The organism is Micromonospora sp. M42, from assembly GCF_000568915.1.
Taxonomy (GTDB): Bacteria; Actinomycetota; Actinomycetes; order Mycobacteriales; family Micromonosporaceae; genus Micromonospora; species Micromonospora chalcea.
In genome coordinates, this window is sequence record NZ_KK037233.1 from 4,361,047 (window position 1) to 4,377,541 (window position 16,495).

General features: G+C 71.8%; 16 protein-coding genes and 1 pseudogene. 10 read left to right on the forward strand and 7 right to left on the reverse strand.

What is annotated here, in order from left to right:
• A partial coding sequence (locus tag MCBG_RS20095; RefSeq protein ID WP_043327679.1) for a DnaA N-terminal domain-containing protein occupies positions 1-234 on the reverse strand: 234 nt, incomplete at its 3' end.
• Positions 235-810: 576 nt separating this feature from the next.
• Here MCBG_RS20095 and rpmH point away from each other — a divergent pair.
• From rpmH to MCBG_RS20140, 9 genes are all read left to right on the forward strand, one after another.
• Positions 811-948 (forward strand): 50S ribosomal protein L34, encoded by a 138-nt coding sequence (gene rpmH / locus MCBG_RS20100; RefSeq protein ID WP_018788530.1) that lies wholly within the window; start codon positions 811-813, stop codon positions 946-948.
• A gap of 34 nt (positions 949-982) precedes the next feature.
• A complete protein-coding gene (gene rnpA / locus MCBG_RS20105; RefSeq protein ID WP_043327680.1) occupies positions 983-1,396 on the forward strand; it encodes a ribonuclease P protein component in 414 nt (137 codons plus the stop codon).
• A gap of 41 nt (positions 1,397-1,437) precedes the next feature.
• Positions 1,438-1,677, forward strand: a complete 240-nt coding sequence (gene yidD, locus MCBG_RS31920) for a membrane protein insertion efficiency factor YidD (protein WP_091567651.1) — start codon at positions 1,438-1,440, stop codon at positions 1,675-1,677.
• Entirely contained in the window at positions 1,678-2,679 is a 1,002-nt protein-coding gene (gene yidC, locus MCBG_RS20110) for a membrane protein insertase YidC (RefSeq protein ID WP_043327681.1), read from the forward strand.
• A 212-nt stretch (positions 2,680-2,891) separates the two neighbouring features.
• Positions 2,892-3,482: a Jag family protein gene (locus MCBG_RS20115; RefSeq protein WP_030499504.1), complete on the forward strand. Its 591-nt coding sequence runs from the start codon at positions 2,892-2,894 to the stop codon at positions 3,480-3,482.
• 329 nt (positions 3,483-3,811) lie between these two features.
• On the forward strand, positions 3,812-4,585 hold the full coding sequence (gene rsmG, locus MCBG_RS20120; RefSeq protein ID WP_181373746.1) for a 16S rRNA (guanine(527)-N(7))-methyltransferase RsmG: 774 nt from the start codon (positions 3,812-3,814) through the stop codon (positions 4,583-4,585).
• A gap of 246 nt (positions 4,586-4,831) precedes the next feature.
• Complete coding sequence (locus MCBG_RS34945) at positions 4,832-6,172, forward strand: AAA family ATPase (protein ID WP_084789577.1); 1,341 nt, start codon at positions 4,832-4,834, stop codon at positions 6,170-6,172.
• A 27-nt stretch (positions 6,173-6,199) separates the two neighbouring features.
• A complete protein-coding gene (locus MCBG_RS20135; protein WP_043327684.1) occupies positions 6,200-7,240 on the forward strand; it encodes a ParB/RepB/Spo0J family partition protein in 1,041 nt (346 codons plus the stop codon).
• 1,940 nt (positions 7,241-9,180) lie between these two features.
• A complete protein-coding gene (locus tag MCBG_RS20140; RefSeq protein ID WP_043327685.1) occupies positions 9,181-10,038 on the forward strand; it encodes a hypothetical protein in 858 nt (285 codons plus the stop codon).
• 2 nt (positions 10,039-10,040) lie between these two features.
• Here MCBG_RS20140 and MCBG_RS20145 read toward each other — a convergent pair whose 3' ends face one another.
• Complete coding sequence (locus MCBG_RS20145) at positions 10,041-11,033, reverse strand: D-alanine--D-alanine ligase family protein (RefSeq protein WP_043327686.1); 993 nt, start codon at positions 11,031-11,033, stop codon at positions 10,041-10,043.
• 7 nt (positions 11,034-11,040) lie between these two features.
• A complete protein-coding gene (locus MCBG_RS20150) occupies positions 11,041-12,354 on the reverse strand; it encodes an aminotransferase-like domain-containing protein (RefSeq protein WP_198033309.1) in 1,314 nt (437 codons plus the stop codon).
• 282 nt (positions 12,355-12,636) lie between these two features.
• Between MCBG_RS20150 and MCBG_RS20155 the strand changes: the two genes are divergently transcribed.
• Positions 12,637-13,302: a hypothetical protein gene (locus MCBG_RS20155; RefSeq protein WP_043327687.1), complete on the forward strand. Its 666-nt coding sequence runs from the start codon at positions 12,637-12,639 to the stop codon at positions 13,300-13,302.
• A gap of 7 nt (positions 13,303-13,309) precedes the next feature.
• Here MCBG_RS20155 and MCBG_RS20160 read toward each other — a convergent pair whose 3' ends face one another.
• The 4 genes and pseudogenes from MCBG_RS20160 to MCBG_RS20175 all read right to left on the reverse strand — a co-directional run.
• Positions 13,310-14,470, reverse strand: a complete 1,161-nt coding sequence (locus MCBG_RS20160) for an N-acetylmuramoyl-L-alanine amidase (protein WP_043327688.1) — start codon at positions 14,468-14,470, stop codon at positions 13,310-13,312.
• Between the two features lie 165 nt (positions 14,471-14,635).
• The gene (trxA, locus tag MCBG_RS20165; protein WP_030499495.1) at positions 14,636-14,959 is read right to left on the reverse strand and encodes a thioredoxin; all 324 of its coding nucleotides are present in this window, start codon (positions 14,957-14,959) and stop codon (positions 14,636-14,638) included.
• A gap of 38 nt (positions 14,960-14,997) precedes the next feature.
• Positions 14,998-15,951, reverse strand: a complete 954-nt coding sequence (gene trxB / locus MCBG_RS20170) for a thioredoxin-disulfide reductase (protein WP_043330804.1) — start codon at positions 15,949-15,951, stop codon at positions 14,998-15,000.
• A gap of 176 nt (positions 15,952-16,127) precedes the next feature.
• Positions 16,128-16,495, reverse strand: a pseudogene (locus tag MCBG_RS20175) (hypothetical protein); the annotation flags it as partial.

Here is a 16,495-nt window from a genome sequence, read left to right on the forward strand (position 1 = left end):
CTGTATCGGCCGTCCGAGCCGGCGGCTCAGCGCCTCGGTGATGGCCGGGCGGAGCCGTGACTCGATCACGTCGCGGGTGAAGGCGTCCGGCACCGAGAGCAACGCGGTGTCCTCGACGATCGCCCGCAGCCGGGTGAGCCGGAGGTACGCCCGTTGCTGCGCGGAGATGATCTCGTCGGCGAGTTCGTCGGTGGTCGCCGTCCACACCGCGGCCAGGTCGGTCGCTCCGGTCACCGTCGTGCCACCCCCTCGCCTGCTCCTCACGCCCGCCCGGACGGCTGACCGGTCGTCATCCACAAGTTATCCACAGCCTGTGTACCGACCGATTGTGACCGCCCACCGGACGCGGGTCGGACCTGCCCCCCTCGATCCACGGAGGCGCTGAAGCGGGTTCACCGTGCCGAACGATTCAACAGCGTGTCCGGTCTTGCCGATCGGCGACAAACCCCGGACCCCCGACGCCGACCGCAATCGGGCACGCTAACAGCGCGGACCCCACGCCATCAACCGGCGACACCCTGACGACGTTGGCAACATCAGTGAAAACCGCCCCTTCGGTCGTCGTTCCGACGCAGGTCGGACGCCCGAGTGTGACGTTTGACGGTCATTGCGCCCCTGCGTAGGCTGGAGCGGCTGCTCTCTCGCCCTCTGCTAGGGTGATTGATGCTTGCTGTCCGTGGCTGTCACCTCGCATCGCCGGGGAGCGCGTCACGGCAGCGCCGATCGGAGGTCACCGACAAGGTGGCCTGGACCAGCACACGACCCCGGGCGATCCGCCGCGCGGGGGCGTACGACAACGGAGAGCCTGACGTGAGCAAGCGCACCTACCAGCCGAACAACCGCCGGCGCGCGAAGACCCACGGCTTCCGGCTGCGCATGCGCACCCGTGCCGGCCGCGCCATCATCGCTACCCGTCGTTCCAAGGGCCGCGCCCGCCTGTCGGCCTGAGGCCGACAGGTCCGGTCCGGGGACGTGGGCAGTCGTGCTGGCCGCCGCGCAACGACTGCGGCGCAGTAGCGACTTCGCCGCAGCGGTTCGCGGTGGCCGACGCGTCGGCCGTGGCGCCGTCGTGGTCCACCTGACCATCCCCGAGCCGATCGGCACCACCGCGACACCTTCGCCGGAGCCGGCGCGGACCAGCGGTGCGGAGACCTCCGCACCGAGCCGCGCCGGCTTCGTCGTGTCCAAGGCCGTCGGCGGCGCGGTGGTCCGGAACAAGGTCCGCCGCCGGCTCCGGCACCTGGTCCGCGAGCGGCTGGCCGAGCTGCCCGCCGGCACGACCCTCGTGGTACGCGCGCTGCCGGCAGCCGCCGACGCGACGTACACCCGGCTCGGGGCCGACCTCGACGCCGCTCTCGCCGCCGCGCGCTCCCCCCGGGGACGGCGGTCGCGGTGACCGGCCCGACCGCGACTCCGTCGCCCACAAGCGGTGCCCGCATGCTGCTGGCGCCTATCATCGCGTACCGTCGGTGGATAAGTCCGGCTCTGCCGGCCCGCTGCCGGTTCTACCCGTCGTGCAGTGCCTACGCCGTGGAGGCGGTGTCCCGGCACGGTGCGCTGCGGGGCGCCTGGCTGACGGTCCGTCGGCTGTCGCGCTGCCATCCCTTCCACCCAGGTGGACACGACCCGGTTCCGGAGCCGGGCGACCGCCGCCGTGCCGACGTGACTGGAGCCTGAGTGTTTAGTCTCGACTGGATCTACTACGCGATCTCGTGGATCCTGCTGACCTGGCACTCGGCCTGGGACGCCATCGGAGTTCCGGTCGGGGCCGTGATCGGTACGAACTGGGCCTGGATCCTCGCCATCATCTTCCTGGTGGTGACGGTCCGGGTGATCCTGTTCCCGGTCTTCGTCAAGCAGATCAAGTCGCAGCGTGCCATGCAGGCGCTCCAGCCGAAGGTGAAGGAGCTCCAGGAGAAGCACAAGGGTGACCGGGAGACGCTCCAGAAAGAGATGATGGAGCTCTACCGGAAGGAAAAGGCCAACCCGCTCATGGGCTGCCTTCCGATGTTCCTCCAGATCCCGGTCTTCCTGGGCCTGTTCCACACGCTGCGCCGCCTCAGCCCGGACAACCAGGGCAAGACCCTGTACGGCTGGACTGTCGACCAGTTCAACAGCGCCTCGAACGCGACGCTCTTCACCGCGCCGATCTCCGGCAAGTTCGGCTCCACCGCCGAGGAGCTCAGCCGGCTGGGCGCGAACACCGGCACCGTCAAGGTCGTCGCCGGCATCCTGGTGATCATCATGATCGCCACCACCTACCTGACCAGCCGTCAGATGATCCTCAAGACCGGCTGGGCCGAGGACCCGCAGCAGCGCATGGTGCAGCGCCTGATGCTCTACGGCATCCCGCTGTCGCTGCTGATCTCGGGCGCGATCTTCCCGATCGGTGTGATCATCTACTGGGTCACCAACAACCTCTTCACGCTCGGCCAGCAGCAGTGGGTGCTGCGGAAGTTCCCGCCGCCGCCCACCGCGAAGAGCACCACCGCCGCCAAGAACACCGGCGGCAAGGGCCCGGTGCAGCCGGCCAAGACCGGTGGTCTGTTCGGCCGCAAGGCGGCCCAGCCGGCGGCGAAGGCCCCGGCCGCGGCGCCGAAGGTGGCTGGACCGAAGCCGGGCGCCAAGCCGGTCAACCCGAAGAAGGGCGGCAGCCGGCCCGCCAAGCGACAGGGCTGAGTTCCACCGGGCCACCGCCGCGACACCGGCGGTGGCCCGTTCCGGTCACGTGCTGCCATCCGAGGAGTCGGCGCCGGGCCGGAATCGCCGCGCGACGCGCGGCCGCGGGCGAAACTGGCCCGTACAGACGTGCCCGAGGGCAACCGGCGAACCTCCCGCCGGCCCCGGGAGACCAGCGGACCCCCGAACGGTCCGGCCGAGCGAGTACGGAGATGAGACCCGTGACCGAGACCAGCATCCCCAGCGCCGACCAGTCCCTGGACGAGGAGACCCCCGTTACCGCCGCCACCGAGACCGAGGACGCCTCGGGCGAGGCCCGGGAGAAGAAGGCCCCGGCCGACAGCGACCTGTTCCGGCAGAGTGAGATCGCCGCCGACTACGTCGAGGGTCTGCTGGACATCCTCGACTACGACGGCGACATCGACGAGCTGGTCTCCGGCGGCCGTCCGGTAGTCGAAGTGGTCGGCGGACGGCTGCAGAACCTGGTCGGCCAGCGCGGCGCGACCCTGGAGGCGCTCCAGGAACTGGCCCGGCTGGCCGTGTTCCGCCAGACCGGCACGCCGAGCCGCCTGCTGCTGGACGTCGGCGGTTACCGGGCCGCCCGGCGCAAGGAACTGGCCGCCGTGGCGAAGAACGCGGTCGAGAAGGTCAAGGAGCACGGTGAGCCGGTGCGCCTGGAGCCGATGTCCGCGTTCGAGCGCAAGTGCGTGCACGACGTGGTGAACGCGATGAGCGGCGTGGAGAGCGAGTCCGAGGGCGTCGAGCCCAACCGCCGCATCGTCGTCCGTCCGGTGACGGACTGAGGTCCGTGATCTCCGACGAGACGACGGCAGGCGCCGTGGCCGGCCCGGGTGGTACGCCGCCCGGGCCGTCGGCTGTGCGCCCCGATCCCACAGTCGACCCGGTCTTCTCCGACGACGACGGCCCGGCCGACCCGTCGTACCCGGAAAGGGCCGCGACCGACCCCGGCGAGCCCGCCTTCTCGGCCGAGCCGGCGGTGGTGACCGGGGTCGAGCCCGCCGACCCGGCGATGGACGTGATGCCCGCCTTCTCCGGTGAGCCGGCGGCGGACGTGGCACCGGTGGCCGCGGCTGCGGCGGCCGACCCGGTGTTCGCGGAGCCGGCGGAGGACATGCCATCCCCTGTGGACGGTGCGGAGCCGACGGCCGTCCCCGACCCGGCGTCCGCGACGCTGCCGCCGGAACTGGCGGAGGCGGCCCGCGCGCTCTTCGGCGATCGGCTCGACCTCGCCGCCGCGTACGCGGAACTGCTTGCCACCGACGGCGTCGTGCGCGGTCTGATCGGCCCCCGCGAGACGCCGCGGCTCTGGGACCGGCACCTGCTCAACTGCGCGGTGGTGGCCGAGCGGATCCCGGAGGGGGCGAGCGTGATCGACGTCGGCTCCGGCGCCGGACTGCCCGGCCTGGTGCTGGCGATCGCGCGTCCCGATCTCACAGTGACGCTCGTGGAGCCGCTCGCGCGGCGTACCTCCTTCCTGATCGAGGCGGTGCAACGCCTCGGCCTGACCCGCGACGTCCGCGTCTTCCGCGGACGGGCCGAGGAGGCAGCGGCCGGGTCGCGAGACCGGGAGCCGCTCTCCGCCGACATCGTGACCGCCCGCGCGGTGGCGCCGCTGGACCGGCTCGCCGGCTGGTGCCTGCCGCTGCTGGTCTCCGGCGGCCGCCTGGTGGCACTCAAGGGAGCCTCGGCCGCCGAGGAGATCGCCGAGCACACCGAAGCGGTGGTACGCCTCGGTGGCGGCACGCCGGAGTTGCACCGTTGCGGCGACGGGGTGGTCGAGTCCCCGGCGACCGTGATCGAGGTGGTCCGCGAGCGCGTGGTGAACCCGCGCCGGGCCAAGAAGCCGAAGCGGTCGCGTGGCGGCCGCCGTCGTGGCGACCGCTGACCGAAACGGCTGTCCGGACGCCCACCCGGTCGTTGGACCGGGTGGGCGTGACGCGATCGATCACAACCCGACATGGACCCACCGCGCCCGTCGGCCGTAGGCTGACCGCGCGTCGATAGTGTGGAACGGCGGTGCCGGGCGGCACCCGAACCCGATGGTTCCCGCCGAGCCGACCACGCCGGGCGAGGGCCCGGTATTCGATTCGACGGGTGCGGACTGACCATCCGGAGCGGGTAGGGATGACAGGTGCATGACGACGGCAGGTACGACGATCCACGGTTGACCGGGCCCGGAGGGAAATCCCCCGGCCCCGTTTCACGTGAAACCAACTACCGGGAGTGGACGGTGAACGAGCCCCGCGATCCGTCCGCCTCTTACCCGCCGGCCGAGCCGCCGCCGCAGCGGCGGGACACGCCGCCCGCCGGTTCCGTACGGCCCGTCTCGTCGGCGCCGGCGAACGTCCCGCCGGCCCGTGACCCGCTCGACCCGGCAGACGGCCCGGCGAACGCGCCGACGCCGCGACCGGCCGCGGTGCGGGCGAACGTCGCGGTGCCCGCTCGCTTCGAACCCCAGCCGCCCGTCTCGGCCGTGCCGCACCAGGCCGCTCCCGAGGTCACCGTGATGCCGTCCGACACGCCACAGGCGAGCGGGTACGGCGATGAGGTAGACGCCAGCACGTACGTTTCACGTGAAACCCCGACGCGCGAAGAGGATGATCCACCGTTGGCTATGGAGGCGATGCGCGCCGTGCAGATCCTGAATCCCAGTGGCGAGGTCACCATGCCCCGCCCGGACCGGACCCGGGTGATGTGCGTCGCCAACCAGAAGGGCGGCGTGGGTAAGACGACCACCACCGTGAACCTGGCCGTGGCGCTCGCGCTGCACGGCAACCGGGTGCTCGTGGTCGACCTTGATCCCCAGGGCAACGCCTCCACCGGTCTGAACGTCCCGCACCACACCGGCGTGCCCGACGTCTACGACTGCCTGATCGACAGCGTGCCGCTCGAAGAGGTGGCGCAGGCCGTCGAGGGCATCCCCAACCTGTGGTGCGTACCGGCCACGATCGACCTGGCGGGCGCCGAGATCGAACTGGTCTCCGTGGTGGCCCGGGAGTCGCGCCTGGCGCGGGCGATCGCCGCGTACCCGGGGCACTTCGACTACGTCTTCATAGACTGCCCCCCGTCGCTCGGCCTGCTGACCGTCAACGCGCTCGTCGCCGCGCAGGAGGTGCTGATCCCGATCCAGTGCGAGTACTACGCGCTGGAAGGGCTCAACCAGTTGATCAACAACATCAACCTGGTGCGCCAGCACCTCAACCCGAAGCTCGAGGTCTCCACCATCCTGCTCACCATGTACGACAGGCGCACCCGGCTCGCGGACGCGGTGGAGCAGGACGTCCGGAACCACTTCGGCGACAAGGTGCTCCAGGCCGTCATCCCGCGCAACGTGCGTGTCTCCGAGGCACCGAGCTACGGCCAGTCGGTGATGACCTACGATCCCGGTTCGCGGGGAGCCACGAGTTACTTCGAGGCCGCCCAGGAGATCGCGGAACGAGGCGTCAAGGAGCCGGTGAGCCGGAATGCGTAGTGCGGAGATGTCGCTGGGAGGCGTCGCATGAAGAACCGTCCCCGCGGCGGACTGGGCCGAGGGCTCGGCGCCCTCATCCCCACCGGACCGGTACCGGGCGCCGAACCGGCGGCCACCGAACCGGAGTCGTCGGCAGTTGCCGCGTCGCCCTCGGCTCCGGTCGCGGGCGCGACCACTGCCATCACCGGCGGTGTCGGAAGCACCCCGTCGCCGGCCGTCGAGCCCGAGTCGCACCTGAGCCCGGTGCCCGGCGCACGCTTCGCCGAGATCCCGGTCGACGCCATCGTGCCGAACCCGAAGCAGCCCCGGCACGTCTTCGACGAGGAGGCGCTGGAGGAGCTGAAGACCTCGATCCAGGAGGTCGGCTTCCTCCAGCCGATCGTGGTCCGCCAGCTCGACACCGAGAAGTACGAACTCGTCATGGGTGAGCGGCGCTGGCGCGCCGCCCAGGCGGTCGGCCGGGAGACCATCCCCGCGATCGTCCGGGACACCAAGGACGACGCGATGCTCCGGGACGCGCTGCTGGAGAACATCCACCGCGCCAACCTGAACCCGCTGGAAGAAGCGGCGGCCTACCAGCAACTGCTGGAGGAGTTCGGCGCCACCCACGAGGAGCTGGCCCGGCGGATCGGCCGCAGCCGCCCGCAGATCTCCAACACCATCCGGCTGATGAACCTGCCGGCCGCTGTGCAGCGCCGGGTCGCCGCCGGAGTGCTCTCCGCCGGTCACGCCCGGGCACTGCTCAGCCTCGACGACGCCGAGGCGCAGGAGCAGCTCGCCAAGCGGATCGTCGCCGAGGGCATCTCCGTACGCGGTGCCGAGGAACTGGTTCACCTGGCGCTCGCCGAGGAGCCGGCGAAGACGGCTGCCGCGAAGCGCCGGCCGAAGCCGCACGCCCCGGCGCTCACCGATCTCGCGGACCGGCTCTCCGACCGGTTCGACACCCGGGTGAAGGTCGACATCGGCCGGAGCAAAGGCAAGATCACGATCGAGTTCGCCACCGTTGACGACCTGGAGCGGATCGTCGGGATCATCGGCATGGACGGTGAGGAGCAGCCCGAGGCGTAGCCGTCAGAGGTTGTCCGGCCGGCCGCATCGCCCGCGAGGGGGTGCGGCCGGTTCTCTTTCTCCAGGACGCGGTTTCGGTTGCGAACCGTCTGCTGCTGCCCGCGCGAGGGCGTGGCCGGCTCGGCGTCCTTCCCGCTGGTTTCACGTGAAACGAGAATGCCGGTGCCCGGTGCCCGGTGCCCGGTGCCTGGTGCCCGGTGCGCGGTGGCGCGGTGGCGCGGTGGCGCGTGGCGAGGGGGCGCGGGTGACGCGGTGGCGTCGTGGCGCGGGTGACGCGGTGGCGTCGTGGCGCGGTGGCGCCGTAATGCGGGTGGCGGGGGTAGCGGTGGTAGCGCGGTGGCGATGTGCCGAGGCGACGCGGTCGCGCGGCGGCGGGATAGGCCGGGTGGCTAAGGCGACTGGCGGAACCTGGGCGGCTGGTTCGCTTCTGCCCCGAGTTGGGGTGCCGAACTCAACGCCGAATGGCGGCGGCTGGAGTACCTGACCGGGCGGCGTCGCCTCGACGCGGCAGAGGTCGACGAGCTGGTGTAGGCCCGCGTGAGGCCGCTGAGCACTCCCGCCGCCCCGCCGATGCGGCGCGCGACGCTACTGGTCGAAGTTGTACATCGAACTGCCCACGAAGCGGCGGCCGCTGCCGAACGTGAACCTCCGCTCGGGCGTGGGCAAAGGGCAACCACGTGGGTTGTAGACCTGGGCTCGTCGCCTTTGGCTACCGTGGCCCGCCCTTCGGGCGGCCCAGTTCCATGCCGGCCGCTACTGGCCACCCGGCCAAACGATGACGCGCGTCCATCGCGTCGATGCTGACATCGCGTCGCCGATGCGGCCGTCTCGCCGATGCCCCGCGCCGGTGGCCGTCGGTGCAGCCGCCGCCGCTGCGCACTCACCGCCCCGACACTCACCGCCCCGCGCGCTGCCATCCCGCCAGAGCGGCAGCTGGACCGAGTGGAACACCATGGGTGTCAAAACGCCTCGGAGACACCCATGGTGTTCCACCGCACCCCGGGGCGGCTGGCGTTGGCGAGCCCGGACCGAAGTGGTTCCGTCTGGGGGCGCGCGTTTCCCAAGATGTCCCCGTCGCCCCGGCCGATGACCACCCTGTCAGCAACGCCTCCAGACCACCCGCACAGGAGCCGGATGAGTTGTCGCTAGCCGCTGATTTCTCGCAGGTTCGAAGCGGGCGCGAGAATGCTCGACCGAGCGACCGAGCGACCGAGCGACCGAGCGACCGGAGCGACCGAGCGACCGGAGCGACCGAGCGACCGGAGCGGGCCGGAGCGGGCCGTCCGGCCGGGGCAGCCAAAGCGGCGGGGCGGCCGGGAACGGCAGGAGCCCCGGTGACCCGGCTGGCCGCGGTGGCTCGGGGTGAGCCGCGGTGCGCCGCTGAGCCGAGGTGGCTCGGGTGCCGCTTCGTGGGCCGGCCTGGCGGACGCCGCCGTCCCGGCTGCATGGCACTCGACGGGGTGTCCGGCCGGGCTGTGCCCTCATGTCGCAGACCGGTTGGTCGACTCGGCGGGGCGGCGGACCGGTCGAGAGTCACAGTGGATCAGCCGGCCATCGAGAACCCCGGCCCAGCGAACCCCCGCGCCGGGCTGACGTAGGACCCAGCACTCCGGCGCACCGAGGACCGGCGTGGAACCACGGACGATCCGACCGCCGTCGTTTCACGTGAAACCGACCGCAAGAAGCCCTTCCCGAACCCGGTACGGATCGCGCGCCCGATCGTTGGAAGAACGGATCCACACGCCCTCCAGTTATCCACAGCAGTTGTCCACAGGCTCGTCTCGTTTCACGTGAAACGAAGCGCGGAAACCCTTGCTGAGCAGTGGATGACGCACCGTACTGGTGATCTCGGCACCCTGTGGACAACGTGGTGGACAACCTGTGCGCGGCCAGTGGAACGGGTAGGGACAGGCGTCGCCAACTCGGTTAGGGTCAGCGTCGTGCCGGACACCCCTCCCTCAGTTCCAGACTTCACCCAGTGGCCGTCCTTTCCCTTCGAGGGCGATCTCCGCGTCAAGCAGCTCGACGAGCCCGTACCGTTCGAACCTCCCCGCCGCGGCGAGGCGGACCGGGAGTGCACCGCCTGCAATGCGCCCGACGAGGCGTACATCTGGGTCGGTGAGCGGTGGCGGGTCCGTGCCATGGACCGGCCCACCGGTCTGCCGATGGTCCTGATCCTGGAGTCCCGGTCCCACCTGGATCTGGGCGACCTGCCGAATCTGCTCGCCGCCGAGCTGGGCGTGATGACCGTGCGCCTGGAGCGGGCCGTCCGGTCGCTCGACGGCGTCGCCCGGGTCCACGTGAATCGTTGGGGCGACGGTTCCGCGCACCTGCACCTGTGGTTCCTGGCCCGGCCGTACGGGCGGCTGCAACTGCGCGGCACGTTCCTGTCGCTGTGGGACTCGATCCTGCCCCCCATCTCCGAGGACAAGTGGCGGGAGAATCTGGCCCTGGTGGCCGCGTGGCTCGCCGAGTTCGGTGGCCGGCCGCTCGCCGAGCCGCCGCGCATCCAGTGGCAGGCCCCGTCGAGCTTTGCCCCGGCCTCGGCTGCGGACGCCGCTGAGGAGCCCGAGGACGAGCCCGCATCAGTGATCGAGGCTGCGGACGAGATCCCGGAGTCCGAGGCGGCAGGGGGCGTCTCAGACCCCTCCGCGGGCCCGTCGGTCGACGACCCGGAGCCGGAGGACGGATCCGAGGCGGCCGAGGAGCAGGAGACCGGGGACGCCCCGACTGCGGGCGAGGCCGAGGACGTGGTCGAGGACGACCAGCCGCGGGCGGGGCGTACCCGGGAGGGCTGACCTCAGCGGCGGGCGGCGGCCCGGGTCACGAGCGTGCCGAGCACCCGGCCGAAGTCCAGCCCGGCCGCCTGGATCGCCAGCGGCAGCAGCGACGTCTCGGTCATGCCCGGGGAGACGTTCACCTCCAGCACGTGCGGGTCACCGCCGGCGTCGACGATCAGGTCGACCCGGGAAACGTCGCGCAGGCCGAGCGCGGTGTGCGCGGCGAGCGCCACCTCGGTCACCCGGGCTGTCGTCGCGGCGTCGAGCCGGGCGGGCGCGTGCCAGGTGGTACGGCCGGCGGTGTAGCGGGCCGCGTAGTCGTAGACGCCGTTGCGCGGCACGATCTCGACCGGGGGCAGGGCCTGCGGGCCCTTGCCGAGGTCGAGCACGGAGACCGCCACGTCCATTCCGGGCACGTAGCGCTCCACGAGTGCGGTCTGGTCGTACGCGAAACAACCCACCATGGCGGCCGGCAGCGACGCCGCCTCCCGGACCACGGCGGCGCCCAGTCCGGAGCCGCCCTGCGCCGGTTTGACCATCAGCGGCAGCCCGAGCCGGTCGACGATCCGGTCCAGGACGGCGACCGCGCCCAGCTCGGAGAAACGGTCGTGCGGCAACGCCACCCAGTCGGGCGTCGGGATGCCCGCCTCGCGCAGCACCGCCTTCGCCGACGGCTTGTCCCAGGCGAGCCGGGACGACCGGGCGTCGCAGCCGACGTAGGGCACGTCCCAGAGGTCGAGCACGCCGCGCAGCGAGCCGTCCTCGCCGGTGGCGCCGTGCAGGGCGATCACCACCGCGTCCGGCGGGTCGGCGGTCAGCGCGGGCAGCAACGCCACGTCGGCGTCGCGCAGCTCCGCCTGCACGCCGACCGCGCGCAGCGCGTCGAGCACCCGGCGGCCCGACCGCAGCGAGACGTCCCGCTCGTAGGAGAGGCCACCGGCGAGTACGAGCACGTGCAGCTCGTCGACGGCGGATCCGGTCACGGGAGGCGGTGCGGCAGGGCTGTCGGACATGCGGGCATCATGCCAAGTCGGGACCGGGCGCGTCCGAGCCGCCCTGGCGTCGGCGGGGTCCGGCACCGCCGACCGCACCGAAGACCTTCCGCATCGCGATCTCCTGCTCCATCACCCCGGCCAGCCGGCGGACACCCTCGCGGATCCGCTCCGGCGTCGGGAAGGAGAAGTTCAGCCGCATGTTCCCGGCGCCGGTGCCGTCGGCGTAGAAACCGGTCCCCGGCACGTACGCGACGCGGGCGGCCACTGCCCGCGGCATCATCGCCTTGGAGTCGAGCCCGTCGGGCAGCGTCGCCCAGACGAACAGGCCGCCCTGCGCCTGGTCCAGGTGGTGCCCTCCGGCATCAGGTCGGCCATCGCGTCGAGCAGCGCGTCCCGGCGCTCGCGGTAGAATCTCGCGGTAGACCTTGAGCTGCTGCCGCCAGGGCATGGTGCCGAGGTACGTCGAGACGGCCGACTGGGCGTAGGCGCTCGGGCAGAGGATCTGCGCCTCACTGGCGATGACCAGCTTGTCGCGGACCGCGTGCGGGGCCAGGATCCAGCCCACCCGCAGGCCCGGCGCGAACGTCTTGGAGAACGTGCTCAGGTAGAAGACCCCCTCGCGCCGCCGGGCCCGCAGCGGCCGGGGCGCCTCGCCCTCAAAGCCGAGCTGACCGTACGGGTCGTCCTCCACCACGAGCAGCCCGGCGCGCTCACAGATGTCGAGCACCCGTTCGCGCCGCTCCTCGCTCAGCGTCACGCCGGCGGGGTTCTGGTAGGTGGGGATGGTGTAGAGGAACTTCACCCGGCGGCCGGCCCGGGCCAGGTCGGCGATGGCCACCTCCAGCGCCTCCGGGATGAGCCCTTCGTCGTCCATCGGCACGTGGGCCACCTGGGCCTGGGCGGCCTGGAACACCCCGAGCGCGCCGACGTACGTCGGCCCCTCGGCGAGCACCACGTCACCCGGGTCCAGGAAGAGCCGGGCCACCAGGTCGAGGGCCTGCTGGCCGCCGACGGTGACGACCACGTCCTCCGGGGAGGCGCCGCACGAGGCGTCGATCCCGGAGAGGGACATCACCTCGCAGATCCGCTCACGCAGCTCCGGGGCGCCCTGGCCGACGCCGTACTGGAGGGTGGTGGCGCCGTGCTCGGAGCCGAGCCGGCCGAGCATCTCGCCGACCGCGTCGAGCGGCAGCGCCGCGATGTAGGGTGCCCCACCGGCGAGCGAGACGACCTCCGGCCGGTTGGCCACCGCGAAGAGCGCCCGGATCTCCGAGGCGGTCATCCCGCGGACGCGCCGGGCGTACCTGTCGGTGTAGTCGTCGAGCGTCGTGCCGGTCATGACATCACCTCGATCGGGTGTCGGCGGGGCTGCCGCCCGGTGTGGTACCCGCGATGCCGACATCCATTGGCGGCGAGGGCCGGTTGGTCGATCGTAGTCCCCGGTGACGGTAGCGGCACCGGCCGTGTGGACACGTCCACATCCCGGACCCGCCACTCGGCCGTCCGGGCGGGGGTTAACGCGTTCCCTCCCGTACCGCCGGACAGGGGCGTACGATCGCTCGTCGGGAGCAGGAGGGCGCGGGAGGAACCGGCGCTCCGAGCCTATTGGTGGGGTGCGCTCATGTCGCGACGTCTGGTCAGCCTGACCCTGGACACGCTGGAGGACCTGCCTCGATCGTGCCGGCGCTGCGTCTACTGGGAGCTGGATCCGGTCTCCGCGGAGCGGGCCTGCGCAGCAGGTGACCCGGGCCTGGAGAAGGAGGCGTGGGTCTCCCAGACGCTGCTGGAGTGGGGTTCCTGCGGCAAGCTCGTCTACGTCGACGGGATGCCGGCCGGCTTCGTCATGTACGCGCCGCCGGCGTACGTCCCGCGCTCGATGGCGTTTCCCACCTCGCCGGTCTCGGCGGACGCGGCGCTGCTGATGACGGCGCACGTGGTGCCTGCCTTCGCCGACGGCGGCCTGGGCCGGATGCTGGTCCAGGGCGTGGCCCGCGACCTGACCAAGCGCGGCATCAAGGCGATCGAGGCGTTCGGGGACGCCAAGTTCGGCGACGACGCGGACGACCCGGCCCGCGCCTGCGTGGCGCCCGCCGACTTCTTCCTCTCGGTGGGATTCAAGACGGTCCGGCCGCACCCGCGCTACCCGCGCCTGCGGTTGGAGTTGCGGACGGCGCTGAGCTGGAAGTCGGACGTCGAGTACGCGCTGGAGAAGCTGCTCGGCTCGATGAGCCCGGAGACGCTGCTGCGGCCGGTCCGCCCGGCGCCGGCCACCCGCTCGACCAGCTGAGCGGGGATCAGTCGACGACGGTGCCGGCGGCGAGTGCCGCCCGCAGTTCGGTCACGTCGATCGAGCCGGTCGGCACGTCGCGCTCGATCGGCAGGTACATCCGCTGCACCGCGGCGACGATGGCCTCGGCCACCCGGTCCCGGAACCGGGGGTCGACCAGCCGGGCCCGGTCGTCCGGCGAGGTCAGGTAGCCGACCTCGACGCGTACCGCGGGCATCCGGGTGAGCCGGAGCAGCTCCCACGCCTTGGCGTGGGTACGGCAGTCACGCAGCCCGGTGCGGGCCACGATCTCCCGCTGCACCAGCCCGGCCAGACGTTCGCCGGTCGCCGACGTGACGCCGTTGTCGGTGCCGTAGTGGTAGGTGGCGACCCCCTCGGCGGCCGGGTTGGCGTGGTGGTCGGTGTGCAGCGAGATGAACACGTCGGCGCCGAGGGAATTGGCGAGCTGGGCCCGGTCCGCGTCGGGCAGGCAACTCGCGGGCGCGGGGCCCCGGGTCAGCTGCACCCGTACGCCGGCCGCGGCGAGCCGCCCCTCCAGCCGGCTGGCGAGGTCGTGCACGAGGTCCGCCTCGGTCCAGTGCAGCGGGCCGTCGGGCACCACCACGCCCGGGTCGGTGCCTCCGTGCCCCGGGTCGATCACCACGGTCCGCCCGACCAGCTCCGGCCCGGCCTGCCGGATGGCGTCGGACTCGCGCAGCCACTGCGGGCGTCCGCCGACCACCTTGCGGCCGAGGCGGCGCAGCGCGTTGACGGTGTGCGGCCCGCACGACCCGTCCGGTTTCAGCCCCATCTCCCGCTGGAACTGGGCCACCGCGCGGGAGGTGCGGATGCCGTAGATGGCGTCGGCGCGTCCCACGTCGTACCCCATCTCCAGGAGGCGTTCCTGGAGCGAGCGGACGTCCTCGCCGGTGATCGGCTCGGGTACGGCGTGGAAGAGCGCGCGGGCGCCGAACCGCCAGCGGGCCGCGTCCAGCGCCCGCCAGGTCTCGGCGCCGACGCGCCCGTCGACGCTGAGGCCGCGGGACTGCTGGAACGCCCGGACCGCGCGTTCGGTCTCGGCGTCGTAGTCGTCGCCTCCGCCCTCGGCGGGAAGAAGCTCCAGGCCGACGAGGACGGTCCGGATCTCGGCCACCGCCGGTCCCTGGTCACCGGGTCGGATCGGATGCACGACGACCCCCTATGCACGGACGTTGGCAGGACCGGAACTCCGACGAGATGCTTACGGAGCGTACCGTGACCGGTACCCGGCGGGTTCGTGTTCATGCAGGTCAGGAAAGCCGGAACCCCCGTCACCCGGGCGGGGTGACGGGGGTTCCGGCGCTGCCGGTACGGCTCAGAGCGCCGACTCGATGAGCTTGAGCAACTCGCCCTTCGGCTTGGCGCCGGCGATCGACTGCACGGGCTGGCCGTTCTTGAAGATCGTCAGCGTCGGCACCGACATGACCCGGTAGGCGCGCGCCGTCTCCGGGTTCTCGTCGATGTTGAGCTTGACGATGGTGACCTGGTCCTTCATCTCGCCGGCGATCTCCTCCAGCAGCGGCGAGACCTTGCGGCACGGGCCGCACCACTCCGCCCAGAAGTCCACCAGGACCGGCTTGTCGGACTGCAGCACGTCGCTGACGAAACTCGCGTCAGTGACCGCCTTGGTTGCTCCCACTATGAACTCTCCTCCTCCGAACCTTGCTCGTCGAACTCTCAGCCCTGGATGGTGGCGATGAAGCGCTCGGCGTCCAGCGCGGCGGCACAGCCGGTGCCGGCCGCCGTGATGGCCTGCCGGTAGGTGTGGTCGACCACGTCACCGGCCGCGAACACGCCCGGCACGCTGGTACGGGTGCTCGGCGCTTCGACCTTCACGTACCCCTCGTCGTCGAGCTCCACCTGGCCGCGGAACAGCTCACTGCGCGGGTCGTGCCCGATCGCCACGAACACGCCCGTGACGTCGAGCACCTTGCTCTCGCCGGTGTGCACGTTGCGCACCCGTACGCCGTTGACCTTGCCGTCGTCGCCGAGGATCTCCTCGACCACGGTGTTCCACTCGACCTTGATCTTCTCGTTGCTCAGCGCCCGGTCCGCCATGATCTTGCTGGCGCGGAACGAGTCGCGGCGGTGGAGGATCGTCACCGACTCGGCGAACCGGGTGAGGAAGCTGGCCTCCTCCATCGCCGAGTCGCCGCCGCCGACCACCACGATGTGCTGGTTGCGGAAGAAGAAGCCGTCACAGGTGGCGCAGGACGACACCCCGTGGCCGAGGTATTCCTGCTCGCCCGGCACACCGAGCGGCCGCCAGGCGGAGCCGGTGGAGAGGATGACGGCGCGGGCGCGGTACGCGGTCTCGCCCACCCACACGGTGCTGACCGCGTCGGAGCCGATCTCGCCGGTGTCCTTCAGCTCGACCCGGGTCACGTCGTCGGTGAGGAACTCGGCGCCGAAACGCTCGGCCTGCTTGCGCATGTTGTCCATCAGCTCGGGCCCGAGGATGCCGTCGGCGAAACCGGGGAAGTTCTCCACCTCGGTGGTGGTCATCAGCGCGCCACCCGACTGCACGCCCTCGATCACCAGCGGCTCCAGGTTGGCGCGTGCGGCGTAGACCGCAGCCGTGTAGCCGGCCGGACCGGAGCCGATGATGATCAGGTTGCGGACCTCGTCCACTGCCGTCTCCCGATGTGTGTGTTCGTCACCGGCCGCACCGATGTCGATCCCGAGTGCCGACGGCTCAGCGGCGCCGGCGCCTGACTTGCAGAACGTCATCGTACGAAGCGGGGATTCCCGAGCCGGTCATCCGGTGGGTCAGGTCACGTGGCGGGACACGCGTGATGACCGCGTTTTCACCCTACCCGCGTACGGAAGCGCGTGTCCGCGCCGGACCCGGGCACGCCGCACTCCGGCCCGCTCGCCCAGCCCCAGCGGGCGCCGGTCGCGTCGGCGAACGTCACCACGAGCGCCGGAGCGCCCTGGTACCGGGCGTAGTCGATCATGTCGATGGTGAGCGGGGTGGCGCCGTGCTCCGCGCCGATCGCGGTGAGGCACGCGCCGAGCGTTTCCGGCCGGGTCAGCCGGTCCAGCCCGGCGAACCCCCCGGCGCGGTACTTGTCGCTGTACAGCGGCGTCTCCGGGCCGTTCTCCCGCGCCGCGCCGGACGGAGCGGCCATGTCCTGCGGCGTCGACTTCGCCCCGGTGGGCACGCGGGCGGCGG